This is a genomic window from Desulfobaculum bizertense DSM 18034 (genome assembly GCF_900167065.1).
Lineage (GTDB): Bacteria > Desulfobacterota > Desulfovibrionia > Desulfovibrionales > Desulfovibrionaceae > Desulfobaculum > Desulfobaculum bizertense.
On sequence record NZ_FUYA01000004.1, the window covers coordinates 252,263 to 271,088 of the forward strand.

Below are 18,826 nucleotides of genomic sequence, written 5' to 3' on the forward strand. Positions count from 1 at the left end.
TGATTCTCTACCGATACAGCGCAGTTCCTCGAAGGGCTACTTCCTCTGGCCGAGTCATCACGATTTGGTAATCATCAATGTGCCCACGCCGGAAACCTTCTTCGCAGCTCACAAGGTAATAAATCCATGACCGATAGAACCGCTCATCAAAACCATAGGCCCGAATATCCGGCCAGTTCGCGTCAAAGCGCTCCCGCCATTCATGCAAAGTCCGGGCGTAGTGCTGGCCGATCTGCTCAGCATGAACAATCACGAGTTCCGTTGAACGGGCAAGCACATCTGCCGTCCGGGTTAACGACATCAGCATCCCACCGGGGAAGATATGCTTTCGCACCCAGCAGAGACTCCGGCGATACGCCTCATAATGCCAGTCCTGAATAGTAATGGCCTGAATCACTGCCCGACCGCCGGGAGCAAGGCGCTCGTCTATGGTCCTAAAAAATGTTGGATGGAACTCATAGCCAACGGCTTCAATCATTTCGATGGAAACAATGGCATCAAAACGTCCTTCCACATCCCGGTAATCCTGAAGCCGTATTTCAACCTGTTCCTCAAGTCCTTCTTCGGCAACTCTGGCCTGCGCATAGTCATACTGCTCCTGCGAAAGGGTCACTCCCAAGACATGACAGCCAAGACGCCTGGCCGTATCAAGAGCAAAGCTTCCCCAGCCACAGCCAATCTCAAGCACACGATCCCCTTTCCGAATCTGAGCTTTATCGGCAATCATCCGAATCTTCCGGAGCTGGGCAGCTTCCAAAGATTCTGCCGTATTGATTTCTTTAAATACAGCGCACGAGTATACCATGCCGGGGTCCAAAAATCGCGAGAACAGATCGTTCGAAAGGTCGTAATGAGCCTGAATGTTATCTTTACTGCCCGTCTTGGTATTTGGCTTAAATGGTCCCAGAACACGCCGCCACATTGAATACATACGCCGATTCAACTGGCTCATTGCGCCATTGTCCGCATTCAGGGTCAGTACTCGCCTATTCGCCAGAAGCACCCGAAAAACCATATTGAGATCTGGACTGCTCCAGTCCTTCTGAACATAACTCTCGCCAAGCCCAATATTGCCATACGCCAAAAGCCGCCGGAAAAAGCGCATATTCTTGACATCTATCCGTGCCTGAGGACCATCTTCACTTCCAAAACGCCATGTTTTTCCACCAGGCAAAACACAGGTCAGTGCCCCATGCTCAATTTTTTTGAACCGCCAAAAAACAAGAGCACGGGAAACACGGTTTGCGCCTTTTTCCCAGCGCCTCTGCTGAGTTCGTACAGTATTTTCACTCATAGGCTGAGGTTTTTTGTGAAACGGAAGAGAATGCACACCACGCAATTTCATTGCCTCCCACACAATTCTTGGCCACGTCAGATGGGCCGCAGCAGGAACCCGAAAATTTTCCACAAGGATATTTCGTGTTGTAAAGGGAACAAACGCATCTCTGGAGCTGAGCGAAGCCTGAAAAACTTCCTCTTTGTCCTGCGTCAGGTGAATACGAATATCGAGACTGTCTTCTAGTGCCCCAAAAAAAAATTCATACTGCCCTCTCCGTTCAAAAAAAGGCGACACATGAAATGTCTTCTGCTCCATAAACTGCGCGGGCAGCTCGCCTCCATCCTCTGGTTTCAGCAAATACACATGCTTTTCCCCAAAGGTATTGTTCACCTCTGCAACGCCGCATAACAGCCCAACGCTATCATATACATAATAAAAAGATACCGGGTTAAACACATAACTCAAAAAACGCAGTCCAGTAACCAGCTCAACACGTTCCACAGCATCTGTGGAAACTCCTTTTTTCCTGAGAAAAGCAAAGAGCTTTTCCTTCACTGGAGTGTCGTTTTCATCAAAATAGTCGCGATCATAAAACGACAAGACATTCACGCGATTGCGACTAAAGGCCAAAACATGCTTCTCTAGCTCCTCCAGTTCATCAAGCGCAATCCGATACACAGGGAGCCTGTACTCAAAAGAATGTGCCTTGGGATACAGGCGCTGATGCTCCACACGGGCAGGTATTATGCACGTTCTCACTGCTCTTCTCCAAAGTCACGAACGACACGGAGAGCAGACCGGACCCCATCTTCATGAAATCCATTAAACTGATACGCGCCACAGAACCAAACCCGGTCCTTTCCATTAAGCGAACACAAATATTCCTGCGTGTGCATGGCCTCCATACTATACTGAGGATGCTCAAACAGTTCCTCATGGTGAACTTTATGCTGCGCAATGGCCTTGTCTGGATTCAGCGAAACGACATAGCTGTTATCGGCCTGAAGATGCTGCAACCTATTCATATAATAGTGCACAGAGACAGGCGCATCCTCTTGACGGGAATCCTTCATTGTTGAAATCCATGAAGCCCAGTTTCGTTCCCGAGGTGGCAAAACAGACGCATCAGAATGCAGGATGGTCCTGTTTTTTGAATACTTCCACGGCCCAAGAAGCTGCTCTTCCAAAACGCTCGGCTGCTCCAGAAGGCGCAGACTCTGGTCCGCATGCGTTGCCAACACCACAGCATCAAAGACTTCTGTCTCTCCATTCCAGCACACTTCAATCGCTGAATCCAAACGCCGAACAGCCTGAACATTTGCCTTGAGTCGAATGGCACCGGGAAAGCGCTCGGTAAATGCCTGCACATAGCGCGAACTTCCTCCGGGGATATACAGCCAGTTGGGTCTGTTGAACCAGCGGAGAAGGCCATGATTGGCAAAAAAGCGGGCAAAACTTTCCATTGGGAAATTCATGACGGAATCATCAGGTGCGGACCAAATGGCTCCGACCATAGGCAAGACGAATTCATCCAGCACACGGGGAGAAAAATTCGTTCCGTCCCAAAACTCCCCAAGAGTAAGATCCTTAAGTCGACCATTCCGATAGGCAAAGTCCACGGCATAACCAAAGCGCCACACGCCAAAAAGGAAAAGCCAGTACTGAATATTGAGTATATTTTTTCTATTGGCAAAAAGGCCATTTAGTCCTGTTCCCGCATACCCCGTTTTTTTTGTCAGGTTGTAATAGGCAAAGGTCATATCTGTAGAGGCAGACGACACTCCCAGCTCCTGCAAAAAAGCACAAAAATGCGGGTACGTTCTGTCGTTAAACACAATAAAGCCCATATCGACAGGGACCGGGGCGTCAGGTCCATCAAGTACCTGACAGGTCTTGGTGTGCCCACCAAGCGCGCCGCCCTGCTCAAAAAGTACGACATCTCTATGTCGAGACAGATAATACGCCGCAACAAGGCCAGAAATACCACCACCAATAACAGCAATTTTTTTCATGCGCTCTGTCATTCTTCTCCCACCTGAACAGTTTGGTTCTGGAGAGCCTGTGCGAGTTTGCTCACGCTACGGCGAACGCTCCAAAACAAGGGGAAATACACGAGAAGACTTCCACAAATCCAACCCAGTATAGCATGCACAAGCGGCCAACCCAAGACCTCAAAGGATCCTATCGGGTCTGTAAAAACTATTTTCACTATTTCTGGAACCGAGGTTTCAAAATGCGGAAGACCAAGGAGAGTTTCTCCAAGGCGCAGGAAAGGAATCATAAGCAGGTACTGGAGGGGAGAGGCCACAAAGCTGATGCCTCCTGCAACGATGGAACTGCACCGAAAGAGCTTTGCCAGGAGCCATGCCATAAAGACATTTGTTGCAATCTGAGGCCATGCTGCAGCAATAATTCCAAGACTCAAGGCACGGGAAACTCTTGAGACAGGGATGCCTTCTTGCAGTTGTTGTCGCACGGGGCGAGCAACTTTAACTTCCCAGATCAAAACAACCCGTTTCCGAAAAAAGCTCCACCAGTTTTGGGGCATCATCTCTTTTCAATACTATAAATACCGTCTCAAATCATGTATAAAGAAAGAGCAAAGTACTCATGACGGGAGGAGGCAATGCCGCAGTTTGGAACAGCGTGGATTACAGGGGCGTCAACAGGGATAGGACAGGAGTTGAGCAAAAAGCTTTTGTCTCAGGGGACACGTGTTGCAATGACAGCGCGGCATGCTGATAAAATACACGCATTTCGCGACAGCCTGCCCGCATCGCAACAGACGCTCGTGTTGCCTCTTCCGGCAGATGTCGCCAATCATGATGCCCTGTCGCGAGCGTATGCCAAGCTCAAAGACTTCTGGGGGGCACCTGATCTTTTAGTGGCTAATGCCGGGACGCACATCAACATGCAGGCGTCACAAATAGACTGGGTTCCATGTCGGGATCTCCTTTCGATCAATCTTCTGGGGGCCGTTGACTGCATCACCTTCGTTCTTCCGGACATGCTCGCACGCAAGAGCGGATACATCGCAGGAGTTGGTTCCCTTTCAGCCTACCGGGGGCTTCCCTGGGCAGCGGCGTATGGTGCAAGCAAGGCAGGACTCAACAATTTTTTACAAAGCCTGCGCTTTGATGTTGAGACGCATGGGATAACGGTAAGTGCCATCAATCCCGGATTTGTCCAAACGCCACTCACAGACCGAAACCCTTTCCCGATGCCTATGAAAATCAGTGCAGAAAAGGCCGCTGAATATATTTGGACAGGGCTTCTCAAAAAGAAAAAAGAAATACATTTTCCCCCAGCGTTTTCCTGGAGCTTTAAACTGCTGCGAATACTGCCATATCCCATGTACCACGCGCTTATTCGCAAAATAACGGGGAGTGCATCCCGGCGGGAGTAATTATGGACTTTATCCTTGAAAATTATTTTGATGGTCCCCTGAGCTGTCATGGGGTCGTCCTGACGCGTTCGGGAAAACTTCGCCGAAGCTTTCGGGCAACAATGCACGGAATCTGGAACACGGGTACAGCTCCCATTGCCGGTAGCCTTTCCGAGACTTTTACGTTTGATAATGGCGAGGTTCTGGAGCGCCTGTGGCAATTCACCAAAACAGGGCCACACGCATACGAAGGGGCAGCAGCAGACATCAAAGGAGTGGCCAGGCTCCATACCTCTGGGCCGGAGCTGTCCATGCGCTACACACTGGTTGTGCAGGTCGGTCAACGCACACTTCCGCTCTCGGTCAAGGACGTTCTCTGGCTCACACCAGACGGCTACGTCATGAACAAAAGCACCATGTACAAATTTGGGATAAAAATCGGCGAACTGCTTACCGTCATCCACAAGAGCTAAATCTCCATCCCACTGCCTAGATCGATTAAGAACTAAAAACGAATCCTTTTGTGTTTTTTTGCTTGCAACCCTGTGATATTTACCCTAAAAGACTCCACGCACACACGCGGAGAGGTAGCGAAGTCCGGCCGTAACGCGCTCGACTCGAAATCGAGTTACGGGTTAATAGCCCGTACGTGGGTTCGAATCCCACCCTCTCCGCCATTTTGCCAATTAAAACGGGCCTTAAGAAGAATTTCTTAAGGCCCGTTTTTTGGTGTGATACCCCCTAAAAAATGGCGTGTGGCGTGATTTGTGGCGTGAATCAATCTTTGTGACTCGATTTGTGACTCGATAAAAACCCATCACTTGAGTATAAAGCTCCACTTCCTCCAACTTTTTCAGACAAGACGTATCTTCTTTAGAAAAAGTCCACCCCCTTGTTTCTAGCCGTCCTTTTCCTCCCCTGCTATCATCTTTCTCACGATGCTAAACGATATCAATGAAACAATCATAACCACATTGACTCCTCATCCAGAAATTCAATTAGCCTTTGTTTTTGGCTCCGCAAACTCTGGGAAAATGAGACAAGATAGCGATGTGGATATAGCTGTGCTTACCAAATCAAAGCTGACAATCAACATGCGGCTCACACTTCGCGAAGAACTCAGCCTTGCACTTCGCCGGGAAGTTGACATCGTTGACCTTTTTACGGCTTACGGAACAATTTTGAAACAGACTCTCACTAAGGGGACTCTCATTCTAAACCGTTCCCAGCAGGAGTATGTCGCTATAATCAAACGCATGCTTTACGATCAGGCGGATATGGAACCCTTGCGCCGCAGAATCATCGAAAAGAGCTTACAAAGAGGTTTTTTTGGATAAACCTTAAGAATCTTAAACTCATTATTCAACACATCAAAACTAAATATCCTCTCCCCCCTTTAACCTTTTCCAAATCAACTTTCCCCTGAGAACTGCTCCGTTCTTCTCTCCCTGCCTCCCAAAGCAACCTTTCTCAATACCTAAACGACAACAAGCCCCTTGGTGACGCCTCACCGAGGAGCTTCTCTTTTTCCGACAGAATGAAACCAAACAGGTATATAAAAAAGGCCAAAAATAAACTATTCTGCACAGGTTATTATTTAACAGGCCTCCACACAAAGGAGAGATCATGAAGCGATTTAAGCTCTACAAAAGCAGTGCGCATTGCATCTTAGGTTTTTTCTTTATCCTTACGACGCTCGCCCTGCTTCCTGTGCAACCTGTCTTTTCCTGCTCTCGCATTGTTTGCGAAACAGGAAATGGAACATACATCACAGGCAGAACTATGGACTGGATCGACCCTAAGGCCCAAACTTCCCTTTGGATTTTCCCTCGCGGCATGAATCGAACCGGCGGGGATCAGAAGAATGCATTCAAATGGACCTCAAAATACGGCTCCATTGTTGCCTCATTCTATGACATAGCCAGTGCCGATGGAATGAACGAGAAAGGCCTTGTCGGAAACGTCCTGTATCTCATTGAAACAGACTATGGCGATCCAGCAGGGAAACCCACAATTAAAGTTGGTGCATGGCTCCAGTACTATCTCGACAACTTCGCCAGCGTAAAAGAAGCCACCAAAGCAATGGTCGACCCCAATTTTGCAGTTATCGCTCCAGCACTGCCGAATGGGATGGAAGCGGCCGTCCACATCTCTCTTTCAGACCCCACTGGCGACTCTGCCATTTTTGAATTTCTGGAAGGCAAACTGGTCATTCACCATGGGCCAGAATTTAACGTCATGACAAACTCCCCACCCTACGACCAACAACTGGCGATCAATCACTACTGGGAACAAATTGGAGGCACCCGCTTCCTGCCTGGGACCATCATGGCCGCAGACCGCTTTGTTCGGCTGAGTTATAACCTGAAAGCATCACCCAAATACAAAGATTCCAAACTTGCTCTTGCTTCTGTCTTCTCTCAAATACGCGCGATCAGTGTTCCTCTGGGAATGACGGACGAGAGCCGCCCAAACCTTTCCATGACTCTTTGGCGAACTGTGGCGGATCACGAAAAAAACATTTTCTATTTTGAGACGGCAACCATGCCTGCCATGTGCTGGATTGACCTCAACAAGGTCGATTTCGCCAAAGATCAAAAAGTCAAAAAAATTGCCATTTCAACAGACACAGATATCTCAGGAGAAGTCTCTGCCCTGTTCAAACCTGCCAAACCTTTCAAATGGTAAGGCCTGCCTCAAACACAAACAGCCCGGCCTCACATGAGGTCGGGCTGTTTGTGTACCAAGATCTGGCTTAACCATCAGTCAAGAAACTGCATATTCAACCCAAAATACAGTTGCCATTGCGGTTGAAGCTCGCCGTGGTGTATTGCGGAAAACTGTGGCTCAATAAAGAAATTAAAAACAGTCTTCCCTCGCTTGATAACTTGCCCGATGCCAACGCCCAAGGGCACATTGTAGTTATCATTTTCGATATTATAGCTCCAAATCGGAGCTGCACGCAGATATGTCCCCCCTCCGAGCTGATAAAATGCGAACGGCTGTAATGCTCCGATATTTACGTCCGAGCGGTCATCCTCTCCTGCAAAACTATGTTGCCACGTCAAAAGATAGCCATACTGAAATTTTGGCGAATCAGCATTAAACAGTACGTTAACAAGTCCTGCAGACCACTTTTCGCTTCCCAGTTTACTTTCCGTTGCTGTGGGCAAAGTTACTTGAGGACCAAAACCAAAACTTACTGCGGGATTCCCCGTATCAATGAGGTATGAGGCAAAGACATTTACGTCACCAAGACCACTCTTCACGGTCCCATCATTCCCCACAGGGTATGTATTAAATGGCAACGACGCTCTCAGTATCCATTTGGTATCCGCAACAGAGAATGGTTTTGCATACCTCAGCCAAGCCTGATTCCCTTGTTCATCTGAATCTGAAATATCTCCAATAAAATAATTTTGAATATTTAGCGCCGTCATATTTGCTAAAGGATTATTCGCCTGCGCGGCTGAATTTTCTGAAGTGGAATTCTCCGCAGCAGCCACATCACCCTGAGATTCCGCATAAACATGCTGGCAAAAGAAGACAACCACGCTCAGAGCAATCAGTACACTCCGAAGACAACGCACCCTTTCTTCTATACAAATCATATTTTGCGCTCCTGTTAAATATCCAGAATACTACCATCCCATTCATGCCCGCTCAAGATTCACTGACAAAAACAGGCAAGCATCGTTTCAATTTCCCCAAAGACTCAAAGCCTCCCTGCAAACAGGCACAGCACGAGCATCCTGCAAACGCCCGTTTTCACTCTCTGTTTGCTCTTCACTTTTCAGGATGACAGCCTGATTCCAAATTGCTAAAAGCATTCACAGAAAAGAGTTTCGACTCATTCGGAACAGACGAGAACCGAGACAATCTCCACCATGAAAAACAGCTTCATCATATCCAAAAAACTTATTCTTCTCCTTCTGGCATTGAGCTTCTTGTCAGCAGGAAATGGATATCTTGCAGCCAACAGCAAAACATTTGGTGGCAGCTCCCAACTTCTCTACTCTTCGCCTGAGTATATCTGTGCTACCGCATGCATTGCGGAAGGACATCAGAGCGCTAAAGTTACACGCCCTGACCCCGAAGACTCTTTCATCCTCCCACAGCGGACAGTTTCTCTAAACTGCTTTTGGATCGCGCAGTCCCGGCTTCTGGGCCTTCCTGACAGCGTTATCCTCTCCTGCATCCCAGAAACACTCTCAATCCGCGCCCCTCCGTTTTCCACAACTGAGCATTCCTAAAAGAAACAGATACCTGTCGAGGCATCCTTTGCCTCTGATATTTGCTTACTCGTTGTAAAAACAGAGGGTCTTATCCTATGCAAAATTCCACATCCCCTAGGGAAGAAAAAGACACAGCAAACACAGTCACAAGCGATTACACTCCAAAAGAATACACGTTCAGGGAGCAGCTTGTGTTTGGAGCAAAAATTGCTGCTGGCGCAGCGCTCTTCTTCTTATTCATCTGGTTCTACGAATCATAGCATGAAGCAATAAACAAAAGCCCCTTTGTGAGACAGCCTCTTGCAAAGGGGCTTTTCCCATCCCCCCAGCAGTGTCTTTCCTTCTTTTCCTAGCAAACTCATCTGCTCATTGATTCCTTACGGCAAAACAGCTAGAGCAGTGGGCATTAACTTATGAGGTTTTTATGAAAATACTGAATATTTATAGCTCACTGAATGGCCCGACAGCACGTGTTGCCGCCGAAATTAGTAAGGCCGCAAAAGACATGGGATGCGAGCTGACAGAAGTCCAGATTACAAAAGAAACTGAAGCTCTTGACCTGCTGGACTTTGATCTGAGCTTCTTTGGCTCTGGCGTTTACAGCTGGCTTCCGCCCAAGCCCGCTCTGAAGTGGATTGACAAGCAGATGGACGCCGCCAAAACTGCAGGACTTATTAAGCCTTGCTCGCCCCGCATTCCTGGCAAATTCGTCAGCGTATACACCACCTTTGGCGGTCCTCACACAGGCGTTGCCGAAGCCGTCCCCGCAGTCAAATACATGGGACAGCTCTTTGACCACCTCGGAATCAGCATTACTGACGAGTGGTACGTGCAAGGCTCCTTCATTCCGGAAAACTTTAGCGCAATGAACACAGCAGGCCGCATGGGGAACGTCGAAGGTCGCCCCAATGCCGCTGACCTGCGCGCCGCATACGAACGCACCTGCGGCACCATCCTAAACCTCCGCCCCGTCATAGACGCCCTGCCCTAACCCCTCATCATATTTAGAGGTCAGTACATGCTGGCCTCTCCCCGTTCTTCTTCGAGATTTCTTTTTTCTTCATACATGATATTGACTTTCAATTTCACACCAGCTACACATCTCTTCACAGGGTGAGACACCCGCCTCACTCGACGATACTGGACAAAAGGGGTCGCTTTTATGTCGAGTTCTCTTCAGGGCATACCTGAAACACTGCTCATTCCTTTGTGGGCACGCGCAGTAGAGTCTAAAAAGGCACAGCCAATCGTTGTTGACTCAACAGCAGCAGACATGCTGACGCACATTAATTTTGATTTCTCTGTGTTCGAAAAGGTGTGGCTCTCGCAGCTTGGAGTCGCCGTTAGAACCATGCTTTTGGACAATGCAGTGAGAAGCTTTGTTCGGGACAACCCCGACTGCGTCGTCGTCAATTTTGGAGCCGGGCTTGATACTCGTTTTCACAGAATAGGTAATGAAGCGATTCGCCACTGGTATGATCTTGATGTGCAGTCATCCATTGATTTGCGGCGCCAGCTGATTCCAGAAACAGAGCGAAACACATACATCACCTGCTCTGTTTTTGACCCTGCATGGGAAGAACAGGTCCAGCACAAAGATGCTCCCCTGCTCTTTATCGCCGAAGGCCTGCTTATGTATTTTTCTGAGCATGAGGTCCGAAGCCTGTTTATGCAGCTCACAGAAAAATTTCCACACAGCGATATTCTTTTTGAAATGCTGGCCCCTTTCATGGTGGGACGCGCAAAGCACCATGACTCCGTCAATAAACTCAGCACACAAAGTGAGTTTACGTGGGGAATGGCTCATTCCAAAGACATCGAAAAATGGAGCAAAAAACTTCAGTACGTCGAGGAGTGGAACTATTACGACTATTACAAGGCCCGCTGGAAATGGTGGGGGATATTAGCTCGCTTCCCGCTCTGGAAAGCGCAGTTGTCCAACAGGATTGTCCATGTGAAGGTACTCTAATTCAGGCTCAAGAGTACACCTCGTCATGCTGCGCAATATGCTCATATCTCATATTGCGCAGCATCACACCTAACCCACTGGTAGCTATGAATATTTTTGCACACCGTTTGCTCATTCCTCACTGTAGATAAGGCCAAGCGCCTCACCTGCACACATCGAACAGCTAAATTGAAGAAACGAGGTCATTATGAGCAAAGTCTTGATTGTTTACGGTTCCACAACTGGCAACACCGAAAGCGTCAGTGATGTCATTGAAAAAGAACTGAAACAGGCAGGTCACGAGGTAGACGTCAAAAACGCGGCCTCTGTTGAGGCCGACGGCATGGCAAATGGATATGACTCAGTCCTGCTTGGTTGCTCCACCTGGGGCGACTCTGACATTGAGCTTCAGGACGACTTTGTCCCACTGCTTGACGATCTGGACAAAGCTGGCCTCTCCGGAAAACGCGTTGCCGTATACGGATGCGGAGACAGCTCTTACGAGCATTTTTGCGGAGCCGTCGATGTCATCGAAGAAAAGGCCGAGAGCCTTGGGGCAGACATGGTCGCCGCCTCTCTCAAAATTGATGGCGATCCAGAAGATGATGATGTTCTTTCCTGGATTCAGGGATTCAGCGCGAAACTCTAAAAGAAACAAAAAACCCCCAGCGTATCCCGCTGGGGTTTTTCTCTTTTTCAACAGCTTTATTCACAATTATTCCTCAGGGCTTTGCACCATCCAGAACAGCGCTGTAGAGCACGGCATCTCGCGGGGCATATCCAAAATGCCGTTTAAACTCCCGGCTAAACTGCGAAGGGCTTTCGTACCCAACACTTCGGGCTGCAGCCCCTACTCCAGCACCCAGCACAGCAATACTTTTCCGTGCCTTTTCCAAACGAATTTTTTTGACATATTGCACAGGAGCCAATGAGGTGACTGCCTTAAAGTGCGAATAAAATGCGCGCTGAGACATGTTGGCAAGCCCTGCAAGCTCCGCAACATCAAGAGGCTTCGCGTAATCATCATGAATACGCCGCAACACCCGTGAAATACGAGCATAACTCGTGTCTCCACACGCCGCAGCCGCAAGCTGATGCCCCTGTGCACCTCTCAATAAATAATAATGAAGCTCCCGGATAATTCCAGGCCCCAGCACTTCTGCCTGCTCCTGTGTCCGCAACACATCCAAAAGCCTTGCGGTCGCATCGACAATCTCTTCCGTCAGAGGCTCAAGATACAGCCCGGGAGGCGAAAGCTGCTGTTCGTCAAATCCTGCGACACCCTTCATCTGCGTCAAGAGTTCCTGTATAGTCGTCAGGTCTATCGAAAGCGTCAGACTCAAAAGAGGCACGCCGTCCTCTGGGCACAGGTCTATTTCAACGGGCACGACCGTAGGAATAACCAACAGATCTTTCTCACCATACGTCAGCTCTGCATGCGGCAAATGGCAGACCTTATGTCCCTGTGCGGCAAGGCACATACTCTGGTCATACAAAAGTGGTACGCGAGCGCGGTGCTCGGAAATCCGCACCAGCGTGACGTTTTTGAGAAACGTCGTATTTGGACCTTCATGTGGCGTCATTTCCGCCAAAGCTGCGACAAGCCGTTTTCGCATGTTTTCCTCTCACACTCTTTTTTCAGCACGCTACCAAGTCCCAAGAAAAGCGCAAGCGCAGTGACACGCCTGCACAATTAGGCAAATCTTTTGCGAGAATGGCTCTATCACCACAGGACAAAAGACGTCATAAAGTGTGAAAACAGTCTTTAACCTGAGCGGAGAACTCATGCAAAAATTTACGTTTTTTAACCCAACCCAGATTGTCTTTGGCAAAGGACAAATGCAGGAACTTGATGCGCTTGTCCCCAAAAACGCCCGTGTGCTCATCACATACGGGGGCGGGAGTGCCAAGCGGAGCGGAGTCCTTGACGCTGTCAAAAAAGAACTCATGCAGTCTAACCGCACTGTCTTTGAATTCGGCGGCATTGAGGCAAATCCCAAGTTCCCAACCTTAATGAAGGCCGTTGAGCTGGCACGAATGGAAGACGTTGACTTCCTGCTTGCTGTCGGCGGCGGCTCAGTTATGGATGGAACCAAATTCATTGCCATCGCCATCCATGCAGAGCAGTTTATGGGCAAAGAAGAAGAACTTCTGCACTTTGGTTTCTCTACAGTTCCCGTGGAAAACGTCGTCCCACTTGGAACAGTTGTCACCCTGCCAGCCACAGGCTCAGAGATGAACAATGGCGGCGTCATCAGCAACGGAACAGACAAGCTCACGATCTTCCACCGGGACGCATTCCCTGTTTTCTCCATCCTCGACCCCGAGCTGACCTACACTCTGCCCAAAGAGCAGGTAGGAAATGGTATTGTCGATTCCTTTGTGCATGTCATAGAGCAGTACCTGACCTATCCGCAAAACGCGCCAGTTCAGGACCGCATTGCTGAAGGACTTTTGCAGACCATCATTGAAGTTGGGCCAACAACACTGGCCAACCCCACAGACTACGATTCTCGCGAATCTCTTGTCTGGAGCGCCACCCTCGCCCTAAACGGACTGCTCTCCGCTGGTGTCGTCCCAGACTGGACAAGCCACATGATCGGTCACGAACTCACAGCTCTTCACCACATTGCCCACGCCCGCTCTCTCGCGGTTCTGCTCCCTGCTGTCATGCGTCAGCGCAAAGACCAAAAACGCGAAAAGCTTCTCCAGTATGGAGAACGGGTCTGGAAAATCTGTACAGGAACCGAAGACGAGCGCATCGAACTCGCCATCCAAAAAACCGAAGAATTCTTCCACGAAGTTGGCTTCACAACACGCCTTTCAGATTATGGCGTCAGCAAAAGCGACATCCCTGCAGTTCTGGAGAATCTCGAAAAGCACAACATGACAGCCCTGTCAGAGCGTGGAGACATCAGCCTTGATGTTTCCCGCGCCATTCTCGAAGACAGCCTGTAATCCACACACCGAGGGGAGAGGCTCATGCCCTCCCCTTTTTCCTCCCGTAAGGCAGCATTTTTCCACAGCGTTTCACACTGGATATGCACATGGCAAAAATCGCCTTTCCTCACACCCCGCCCTCATAAAAGCACGTCCCCCTCCACAAAACACCACACTGAGCAGCCTCTGTTTTGTGAGCATTCGCTCACTTTGTTGCACTGTAAAACAGTGTCTTCTTCAACTATTTTTACCTCAGGCACGTCAAAATTCCTTCCATCACAACTCCCTTTCTTTGCGGAAAAGCCCTTTCTGTGACTTTTTTTATTTTATTGTCACATTTTCTGCATTTTCACGTTTTTTCCCTATAATAAAAGGCCTTTTCGCCGATATGAATGTTGTAAACACTTCGGTGTTCAAGTATCTTGTCTTTTCCAGATATTGACCTGTTATACTTAAGGATTCATTTTGAACGGAGGGAATTGTGGGGATCTTTCGCAATTTGAAAACAATGTACAAGATCATGTTGCCTACCGCCGCACTCATAGTCATCGCATTCATTGGGATCGGCTATACAACTATGCACAAAAGTTCTCGTGCAATTCGCGGCGTTGCAGAGCGTGAGATGTCAGCGCTCGTCGACAAATATGCGAGCAAAATTCAAGCTCACATAGAACTCGGGCTGAACCAGTCGGCAGCATTGGCTTCTGCGTTTGCAGGTATGCGTGCGCAAGGAAAAACAATGGACAGAGACCTTGCAATGACCCTTGTACGCACTGTTATTGAAAGCAATAAAAACTATCAGGGTGGTAGCACATGCTGGGAACCTAACACGTTTGATGGACGTGATAGTGAATTCGTCAATGCGCCGTATCATGATGAAACAGGACGTTTTGTTCCATATATTTATCCTGTAGGGAACACAACACGAGTTATAGCTCTTCCTGAATACGACGTACCCGGTGCAGGAGATTATTATCTTGTTCCCAGGGATACACGTCGACAACACGTTACACCGCCCTACCACTACAAGGTTGATGGACAGCAGTACCTTCTTGCAACGACAGCAACTCCAATCCTTGTCAACGGAAAAGCCCTTGGCGCGGTCACCCTTGACCTGAACATCCAGAAACTCAACGACCTTATCAAAAGCATTAAGCCCTACGGCACAGGCTATGCTTTCCTGATGACGAATAAGGGCGTCATCGTAGCACACCCAGACGAAAGTCTAATTTGCAAAAATCTTTTCCAGGTCAGAAGCTCTGACCATTATGAGACACTGCGGCAGGCAATGGCTAACACCCAGCCTCTCTCAGAAATCCACACTTCTCCATTCACTGGAGAAAAAACTCTTGTCCGCTATATTCCCATTAGTCTTGGGCAATCCGGCGAGCACTGGTATATCGGAATCAACGCTCCGCTGGACAAAATTCTTGCGGATGCCACCGAGTTAACAAACTTCATCATGCTCGCAGGCGGCCTGACTATTCTTGCCGTTCTGATTGTTATCTTCTTCATCGCCCGAAGCATTTCCAAACCAATGGGTGTCATGGCCGATGCGGCAAAAGAAGTCGCAGACGGAAACTATGATGTCCATGTTGACGACTCAAAGTTTGGTGGTGAAATTCGCGACCTGAATAACGCCTTCCAGCTCATGGTTGCAGGTCTTGTGGATAACATCTCCAAAGCAAAAGAAATGACAAAGCAGGCTGAGGAGCAGACAGACAAGGCACAGATTGCGCTCAAGGACGCAGAAGAAGCCAAAAAGCTGGCAGAAAATGCCAAACGTGAAGGCATGTTGCAGGCGGCAGAGGACCTGACAGGCATTGTCACTCAGATTTCAAGTGCAACAGAAGAGCTTGAAGCACAGATTCATGAGTCCAACAAGGGTTCCGAGGTTCAAAAGGACCGCACAGCAGAAGCTGCAACAGCTGTTGAACAAATGAATGCCAGTGTCTTGGAAATCGCCCGAAGCGCAAGCCACGCCGCAAACTCCGCAGAGCAGGCCAAGTCGCAGGCCAAAGATGGCGGAAGCATCGTGCGAAATGTCGTTTCCAACATTTCAGAAATTCACGCGATGGCAGGCAAAATGGAAACAGGCCTCAACGAACTTGGTACTCAGGCTCAGGACATTGGTCAGGTCATGAATGTCATTACCGACATTGCAGACCAGACCAACCTTCTTGCACTCAACGCTGCAATTGAAGCTGCCCGCGCTGGTGAAGCGGGACGCGGATTTGCTGTTGTTGCAGATGAAGTCCGAAAGCTTGCCGAAAAAACAATGACGGCAACCAAGGAAGTCGCCCAGTCTGTCAGCGCAATTCAGAACGGCGCTCAGAAAAATATCGACAACATGGGTCAGACGGCAAACGAAGTTTCCAAGAGTACAGGACTTGCAAAAGAAGCGGGTGAGGCTCTTGAAAAAATCGTAACCATTGTGGATTCCACAGCAGATCAGGTTATGGCTATTGCCACGGCCTCGGAAGAGCAGTCCGCCGCAAGCGAACAAATCAACAAGAGCACAGAGGAAGTCAACCTTATTGCAGGTGACAATGCACAGGCAATGGAAGAATCTTCCCGCGCAGTGACAGAGCTTGCAAACCTGACCGAGCAGCTCACGTCTATTATTCAGCAACTTCGTAACGCATAGCGTTTCACTACAAACACAAAGGCCCCAGCATTTGCCGGGGCCTTTTTTTGTTATCTTTCAATTAGCACTCATTCTTTTTTATCCACTGAGGGAGAGCTGTGTATGCCGCCTCTGCAACCATCTTATGCGTTGCAGTCATGGGGTGCCATCTATCCCACCACATGTACCCATCAGGATCGGGATAGCTGTATGTTCCACTCCACTGTCTGTCCATGACCCGGAAAGCCTGAGTTGCAATCATCTCATCAAACACACGCTGAGCATCAAAAAGATACAGAGTCAGTTTTTCAAATGCGGTTGCATCCTGCGCCAGGGCACGAATCTTTGTATTGACGGCGTACGTCAGTTCACGAACGGATTCTGCAATATTCGCATAATCTGTTCTGTATGCCGGGGCGTGCGTAATGTCTGGGACTGTAGCGAGCATCACATAACGGGCACCCTTCTCTTCCAGTTCCTGCAAGGCATTCAAAATATTTTCCACCACAGACTCAGGAGAGACATCACCATAGCACACATCATTGATACCAATCAGCACAGTATGGAGTGTCGACTCAATCTCGGACTCTGGTGCATAGTTCTCGACCTGCCATTTCAACCCAGACCAGTCCTTTGAACCAGAAACATTTCCCAATCCGCTCTGCGCACCACACCAGGCCCGGTCTTCCAAGGGGAGTTCGAGCTTTTTTGCCAGATACTCGACCCAGACCAGACCATTACTTAAACGATTATATCCACAACCAAAGCTCAGGCCGTTATCTGAAAAGCTGTCGCCAAAGGCCACAAGTCGCTTCACCATTCTTCACTCCATTAAACAAGGTCATAAAATAATCACGATTATTTGCGTGTCTTACGCCGTGCGGCTCAAGGGTGCAAGTCCAGCCTTGGCACAGCATAAAAAAAGCCCCGAAGCACTTCGGCTTTCGGGGACTCATTTCATGCAAAAATTTTTCTTAATCCTGAGGCTCATGCAACAGCTCTCGAAGAGCATCAAGCCCCACGCCAGTTTCGCAGCTCACAAAATATATGTCTTTTACCCCAGCGTTCCGAAGAAAACGCTCCGCAAGTTTGCGGTTCGCCCCTTCTCTTTCAATGCGGGTCACAATCCCGATAACCTTTCGGTTAAACATTGGGACAAACATTGGCGGAAACTGGCTGGTTTTTCTGGTGGCATCCTGCACAAGGGCAAGGATGGTGCAATCTGCAGCCGAAGTAATGAGTGCCGGGTAAAATCTTGGATTTTCCAAAAACTCACCGGGGGTATTGATAAACTGACCACAAAACTCAACAGCCATAGCCCGGCGTGAACGAAAATCCAGACCAGAGAGAGTACGAATCAAATCGCTTTTTCCGACTCCAGTCTCACCTGCCAGCAGCATCTTTTCCATGAATCAACCCTGCTTATGAACGGGTCATGTCCACGCAGGCATAGTGCAGCTGCTCATCACAGTATTCGAGCACAGCCCGCAAAGAGGACTCAACACTCGAAACATCACCAGTCAAAAGGAGTGATCCTCCGAAGCGGTCAAGAAAACCAATCTCAACATTCGCAGCCTTGGTCGCTACGTCCGCCGCGATGATGACACCTTCGCTTGGAGTAATGGTCAAAATTCCAATGGCGTCATTCCCCTCTTCCATACCCAGCTTCAAAAAGATGCTTGGGTGTGGGCTGGCCACAACATGGGCAAGAGTCACCTGCTTGCCGGGAACGTATTCCTGAATGACACGCTGCGTTGGCTCATTCATCATCTTTGACATCTCGACCTCCAAAAATACTCAGCCCGTTCCGGCCGAGAGCCAACCGGAACGGGAGCATTCACTAGCGAGCAGAAGGGCTCTAAACGATCTGCTCAATAAGTCCCTTGCTCGGGGACGGGATCACAACATGACTCAGAACAGGTCCACCGTCACCAACGCCAGCAACGCCAGCGTCGACGGATGCCTGAACAGAACTCACATCACCAGTCATGAGAACGAAGGCCTTGCCACCAAGACCGGCAGCCATACGGATCTCGAGAAGGTCAACCAGACCAGCCTTTGCAGCGGCATCAGCAGCCAGAATGCAGGAGGCAGTCGTACAGGTTTCGATAACGCCAAGAGAATCAACAGGCGTCACGATGGAGGTTCCGCTCAGAGCAGGAATGACCTGATAATGAACGCTGGGAATGGTGAACCAGTCAACGACCATGTCGCCGCCAATGGCTCGACCAACTTCAACAGAACTGGTTACGGCAGAAGTGTCACCGGTAACAATCGCAATATAGCGGCCGGGACAGGTGGGACGGGCCATAACAAGCTGAACTTCTGCAGCCTTGATCATTTCGTCGGCGGCATGGATGCCAACCGCAATGCTGTTCAGTTCAATGCAGCCAATTGTGCTCAATCTCATTTC

Annotated in this window: 18 protein-coding genes and 1 tRNA gene; 10 read left to right on the top strand and 9 right to left on the bottom strand. The window is 49.0% G+C overall.

Features of this window, described 5'->3' with window-relative positions:
• Positions 1 to 7 precede the first annotated feature (7 nt).
• Genes B5D23_RS07850 through B5D23_RS07860 form a run of 3 tightly spaced genes read right to left on the bottom strand, consistent with a single transcriptional unit; the run spans position 8 to position 3,830 of the window.
• Positions 8 to 2,038 carry a DUF1365 family protein gene (locus B5D23_RS07850; RefSeq protein WP_078684858.1) on the bottom strand — a complete coding sequence of 677 codons (2,031 nt, stop codon included), beginning with the start codon at positions 2,036 to 2,038 and terminating at the stop codon, positions 8 to 10.
• Positions 2,035 to 3,303 (bottom strand): NAD(P)/FAD-dependent oxidoreductase, encoded by a 1,269-nt coding sequence (locus B5D23_RS07855; RefSeq protein ID WP_078684859.1) that lies wholly within the window; start codon positions 3,301 to 3,303, stop codon positions 2,035 to 2,037. Before B5D23_RS07855 ends, B5D23_RS07850 begins: the two co-directional genes overlap by 4 nt.
• Positions 3,300 to 3,830: a DUF2062 domain-containing protein gene (locus B5D23_RS07860; RefSeq protein WP_078684860.1), complete on the bottom strand. Its 531-nt coding sequence runs from the start codon at positions 3,828 to 3,830 to the stop codon at positions 3,300 to 3,302. The genes B5D23_RS07855 and B5D23_RS07860 overlap by 4 nt, the downstream gene beginning before the upstream one ends.
• Positions 3,831 to 3,905: 75 nt before the next feature.
• Between B5D23_RS07860 and B5D23_RS07865 the strand changes: the two genes are divergently transcribed.
• From B5D23_RS07865 to B5D23_RS07885, 5 genes are all read left to right on the top strand, one after another.
• Positions 3,906 to 4,685, top strand: coding sequence for an SDR family NAD(P)-dependent oxidoreductase (locus B5D23_RS07865; protein ID WP_078684862.1), 780 nt, complete (start codon positions 3,906 to 3,908; stop codon positions 4,683 to 4,685).
• A gap of 2 nt (positions 4,686 to 4,687) precedes the next feature.
• Complete coding sequence (locus B5D23_RS07870; RefSeq protein ID WP_078684863.1) at positions 4,688 to 5,137, top strand: DUF3833 family protein; 450 nt, start codon at positions 4,688 to 4,690, stop codon at positions 5,135 to 5,137.
• 108 nt (positions 5,138 to 5,245) lie between these two features.
• Positions 5,246 to 5,341, top strand: a tRNA-Ser gene (locus B5D23_RS07875).
• Between the two features lie 261 nt (positions 5,342 to 5,602).
• The gene (mntA, locus tag B5D23_RS07880; RefSeq protein ID WP_078684864.1) at positions 5,603 to 6,001 is read left to right on the top strand and encodes a type VII toxin-antitoxin system MntA family adenylyltransferase antitoxin; all 399 of its coding nucleotides are present in this window, start codon (positions 5,603 to 5,605) and stop codon (positions 5,999 to 6,001) included.
• A 289-nt stretch (positions 6,002 to 6,290) separates the two neighbouring features.
• Positions 6,291 to 7,352, top strand: a complete 1,062-nt coding sequence (locus B5D23_RS07885) for a linear amide C-N hydrolase (protein ID WP_078684865.1) — start codon at positions 6,291 to 6,293, stop codon at positions 7,350 to 7,352.
• Between the two features lie 74 nt (positions 7,353 to 7,426).
• Here the strand turns inward: B5D23_RS07885 and B5D23_RS07890 are convergent, their stop codons facing one another.
• Positions 7,427 to 8,275: a hypothetical protein gene (locus B5D23_RS07890; protein WP_200803641.1), complete on the bottom strand. Its 849-nt coding sequence runs from the start codon at positions 8,273 to 8,275 to the stop codon at positions 7,427 to 7,429.
• Positions 8,276 to 9,323: 1,048 nt separating this feature from the next.
• Between B5D23_RS07890 and B5D23_RS07900 the strand changes: the two genes are divergently transcribed.
• The 3 genes from B5D23_RS07900 to B5D23_RS07910 all read left to right on the top strand — a co-directional run bounded on the left by B5D23_RS07900 (position 9,324) and on the right by B5D23_RS07910 (position 11,496).
• Positions 9,324 to 9,890, top strand: a complete 567-nt coding sequence (locus tag B5D23_RS07900) for a flavodoxin family protein (RefSeq protein ID WP_078684868.1) — start codon at positions 9,324 to 9,326, stop codon at positions 9,888 to 9,890.
• A 171-nt stretch (positions 9,891 to 10,061) separates the two neighbouring features.
• The gene (locus B5D23_RS07905) at positions 10,062 to 10,868 is read left to right on the top strand and encodes a class I SAM-dependent methyltransferase (RefSeq protein ID WP_078684869.1); all 807 of its coding nucleotides are present in this window, start codon (positions 10,062 to 10,064) and stop codon (positions 10,866 to 10,868) included.
• 187 nt (positions 10,869 to 11,055) lie between these two features.
• A complete protein-coding gene (locus B5D23_RS07910; protein ID WP_078684871.1) occupies positions 11,056 to 11,496 on the top strand; it encodes a flavodoxin in 441 nt (146 codons plus the stop codon).
• A 73-nt stretch (positions 11,497 to 11,569) separates the two neighbouring features.
• On the opposite strand, the gene B5D23_RS07915 is transcribed toward B5D23_RS07910, so the two are convergent.
• On the bottom strand, positions 11,570 to 12,463 hold the full coding sequence (locus B5D23_RS07915) for an AraC family transcriptional regulator (RefSeq protein WP_078684873.1): 894 nt from the start codon (positions 12,461 to 12,463) through the stop codon (positions 11,570 to 11,572).
• A 169-nt stretch (positions 12,464 to 12,632) separates the two neighbouring features.
• Here B5D23_RS07915 and B5D23_RS07920 point away from each other — a divergent pair, with 169 nt between their 5' ends.
• Positions 12,633 to 13,805, top strand: coding sequence for an iron-containing alcohol dehydrogenase (locus B5D23_RS07920; RefSeq protein ID WP_078684874.1), 1,173 nt, complete (start codon positions 12,633 to 12,635; stop codon positions 13,803 to 13,805).
• A 463-nt stretch (positions 13,806 to 14,268) separates the two neighbouring features.
• Positions 14,269 to 16,434 (top strand): methyl-accepting chemotaxis protein, encoded by a 2,166-nt coding sequence (locus tag B5D23_RS07925; protein ID WP_144012586.1) that lies wholly within the window; start codon positions 14,269 to 14,271, stop codon positions 16,432 to 16,434.
• Between the two features lie 61 nt (positions 16,435 to 16,495).
• On the opposite strand, the gene B5D23_RS07930 is transcribed toward B5D23_RS07925, so the two are convergent.
• From B5D23_RS07930 to B5D23_RS07945, 4 genes are all read right to left on the bottom strand, one after another.
• Positions 16,496 to 17,233, bottom strand: coding sequence for an SGNH/GDSL hydrolase family protein (locus B5D23_RS07930; RefSeq protein ID WP_078684875.1), 738 nt, complete (start codon positions 17,231 to 17,233; stop codon positions 16,496 to 16,498).
• Positions 17,234 to 17,387: 154 nt separating this feature from the next.
• Positions 17,388 to 17,822: a EutP/PduV family microcompartment system protein gene (locus B5D23_RS07935; protein ID WP_078684876.1), complete on the bottom strand. Its 435-nt coding sequence runs from the start codon at positions 17,820 to 17,822 to the stop codon at positions 17,388 to 17,390.
• Positions 17,823 to 17,835: 13 nt separating this feature from the next.
• Complete coding sequence (locus B5D23_RS07940; protein WP_078684877.1) at positions 17,836 to 18,192, bottom strand: BMC domain-containing protein; 357 nt, start codon at positions 18,190 to 18,192, stop codon at positions 17,836 to 17,838.
• Between the two features lie 79 nt (positions 18,193 to 18,271).
• Complete coding sequence (locus B5D23_RS07945; RefSeq protein ID WP_078684878.1) at positions 18,272 to 18,823, bottom strand: BMC domain-containing protein; 552 nt, start codon at positions 18,821 to 18,823, stop codon at positions 18,272 to 18,274.
• Positions 18,824 to 18,826: the final 3 nt, after the last annotated feature.

Coding starts and splice junctions, on each gene's coding strand:
- B5D23_RS07855 (WP_078684859.1), bottom strand. CDS start 3,303: ATGACAGAGCGCATGAAAAAAATTGCTGTTATTGGTGGTGGTATTTCT.
- B5D23_RS07860 (WP_078684860.1), bottom strand. CDS start 3,830: ATGATGCCCCAAAACTGGTGGAGCTTTTTTCGGAAACGGGTTGTTTTG.
- B5D23_RS07865 (WP_078684862.1), top strand. CDS start 3,906: ATGCCGCAGTTTGGAACAGCGTGGATTACAGGGGCGTCAACAGGGATA.
- B5D23_RS07870 (WP_078684863.1), top strand. CDS start 4,688: ATGGACTTTATCCTTGAAAATTATTTTGATGGTCCCCTGAGCTGTCAT.
- mntA (WP_078684864.1), top strand. CDS start 5,603: ATGCTAAACGATATCAATGAAACAATCATAACCACATTGACTCCTCAT.
- B5D23_RS07885 (WP_078684865.1), top strand. CDS start 6,291: ATGAAGCGATTTAAGCTCTACAAAAGCAGTGCGCATTGCATCTTAGGT.
- B5D23_RS07890 (WP_200803641.1), bottom strand. CDS start 8,275: ATGATTTGTATAGAAGAAAGGGTGCGTTGTCTTCGGAGTGTACTGATT.
- B5D23_RS07900 (WP_078684868.1), top strand. CDS start 9,324: ATGAAAATACTGAATATTTATAGCTCACTGAATGGCCCGACAGCACGT.
- B5D23_RS07905 (WP_078684869.1), top strand. CDS start 10,062: ATGTCGAGTTCTCTTCAGGGCATACCTGAAACACTGCTCATTCCTTTG.
- B5D23_RS07910 (WP_078684871.1), top strand. CDS start 11,056: ATGAGCAAAGTCTTGATTGTTTACGGTTCCACAACTGGCAACACCGAA.
- B5D23_RS07915 (WP_078684873.1), bottom strand. CDS start 12,463: ATGCGAAAACGGCTTGTCGCAGCTTTGGCGGAAATGACGCCACATGAA.
- B5D23_RS07920 (WP_078684874.1), top strand. CDS start 12,633: ATGCAAAAATTTACGTTTTTTAACCCAACCCAGATTGTCTTTGGCAAA.
- B5D23_RS07930 (WP_078684875.1), bottom strand. CDS start 17,233: ATGGTGAAGCGACTTGTGGCCTTTGGCGACAGCTTTTCAGATAACGGC.
- B5D23_RS07935 (WP_078684876.1), bottom strand. CDS start 17,822: ATGGAAAAGATGCTGCTGGCAGGTGAGACTGGAGTCGGAAAAAGCGAT.
- B5D23_RS07940 (WP_078684877.1), bottom strand. CDS start 18,192: ATGTCAAAGATGATGAATGAGCCAACGCAGCGTGTCATTCAGGAATAC.
- B5D23_RS07945 (WP_078684878.1), bottom strand. CDS start 18,823: ATGAGATTGAGCACAATTGGCTGCATTGAACTGAACAGCATTGCGGTT.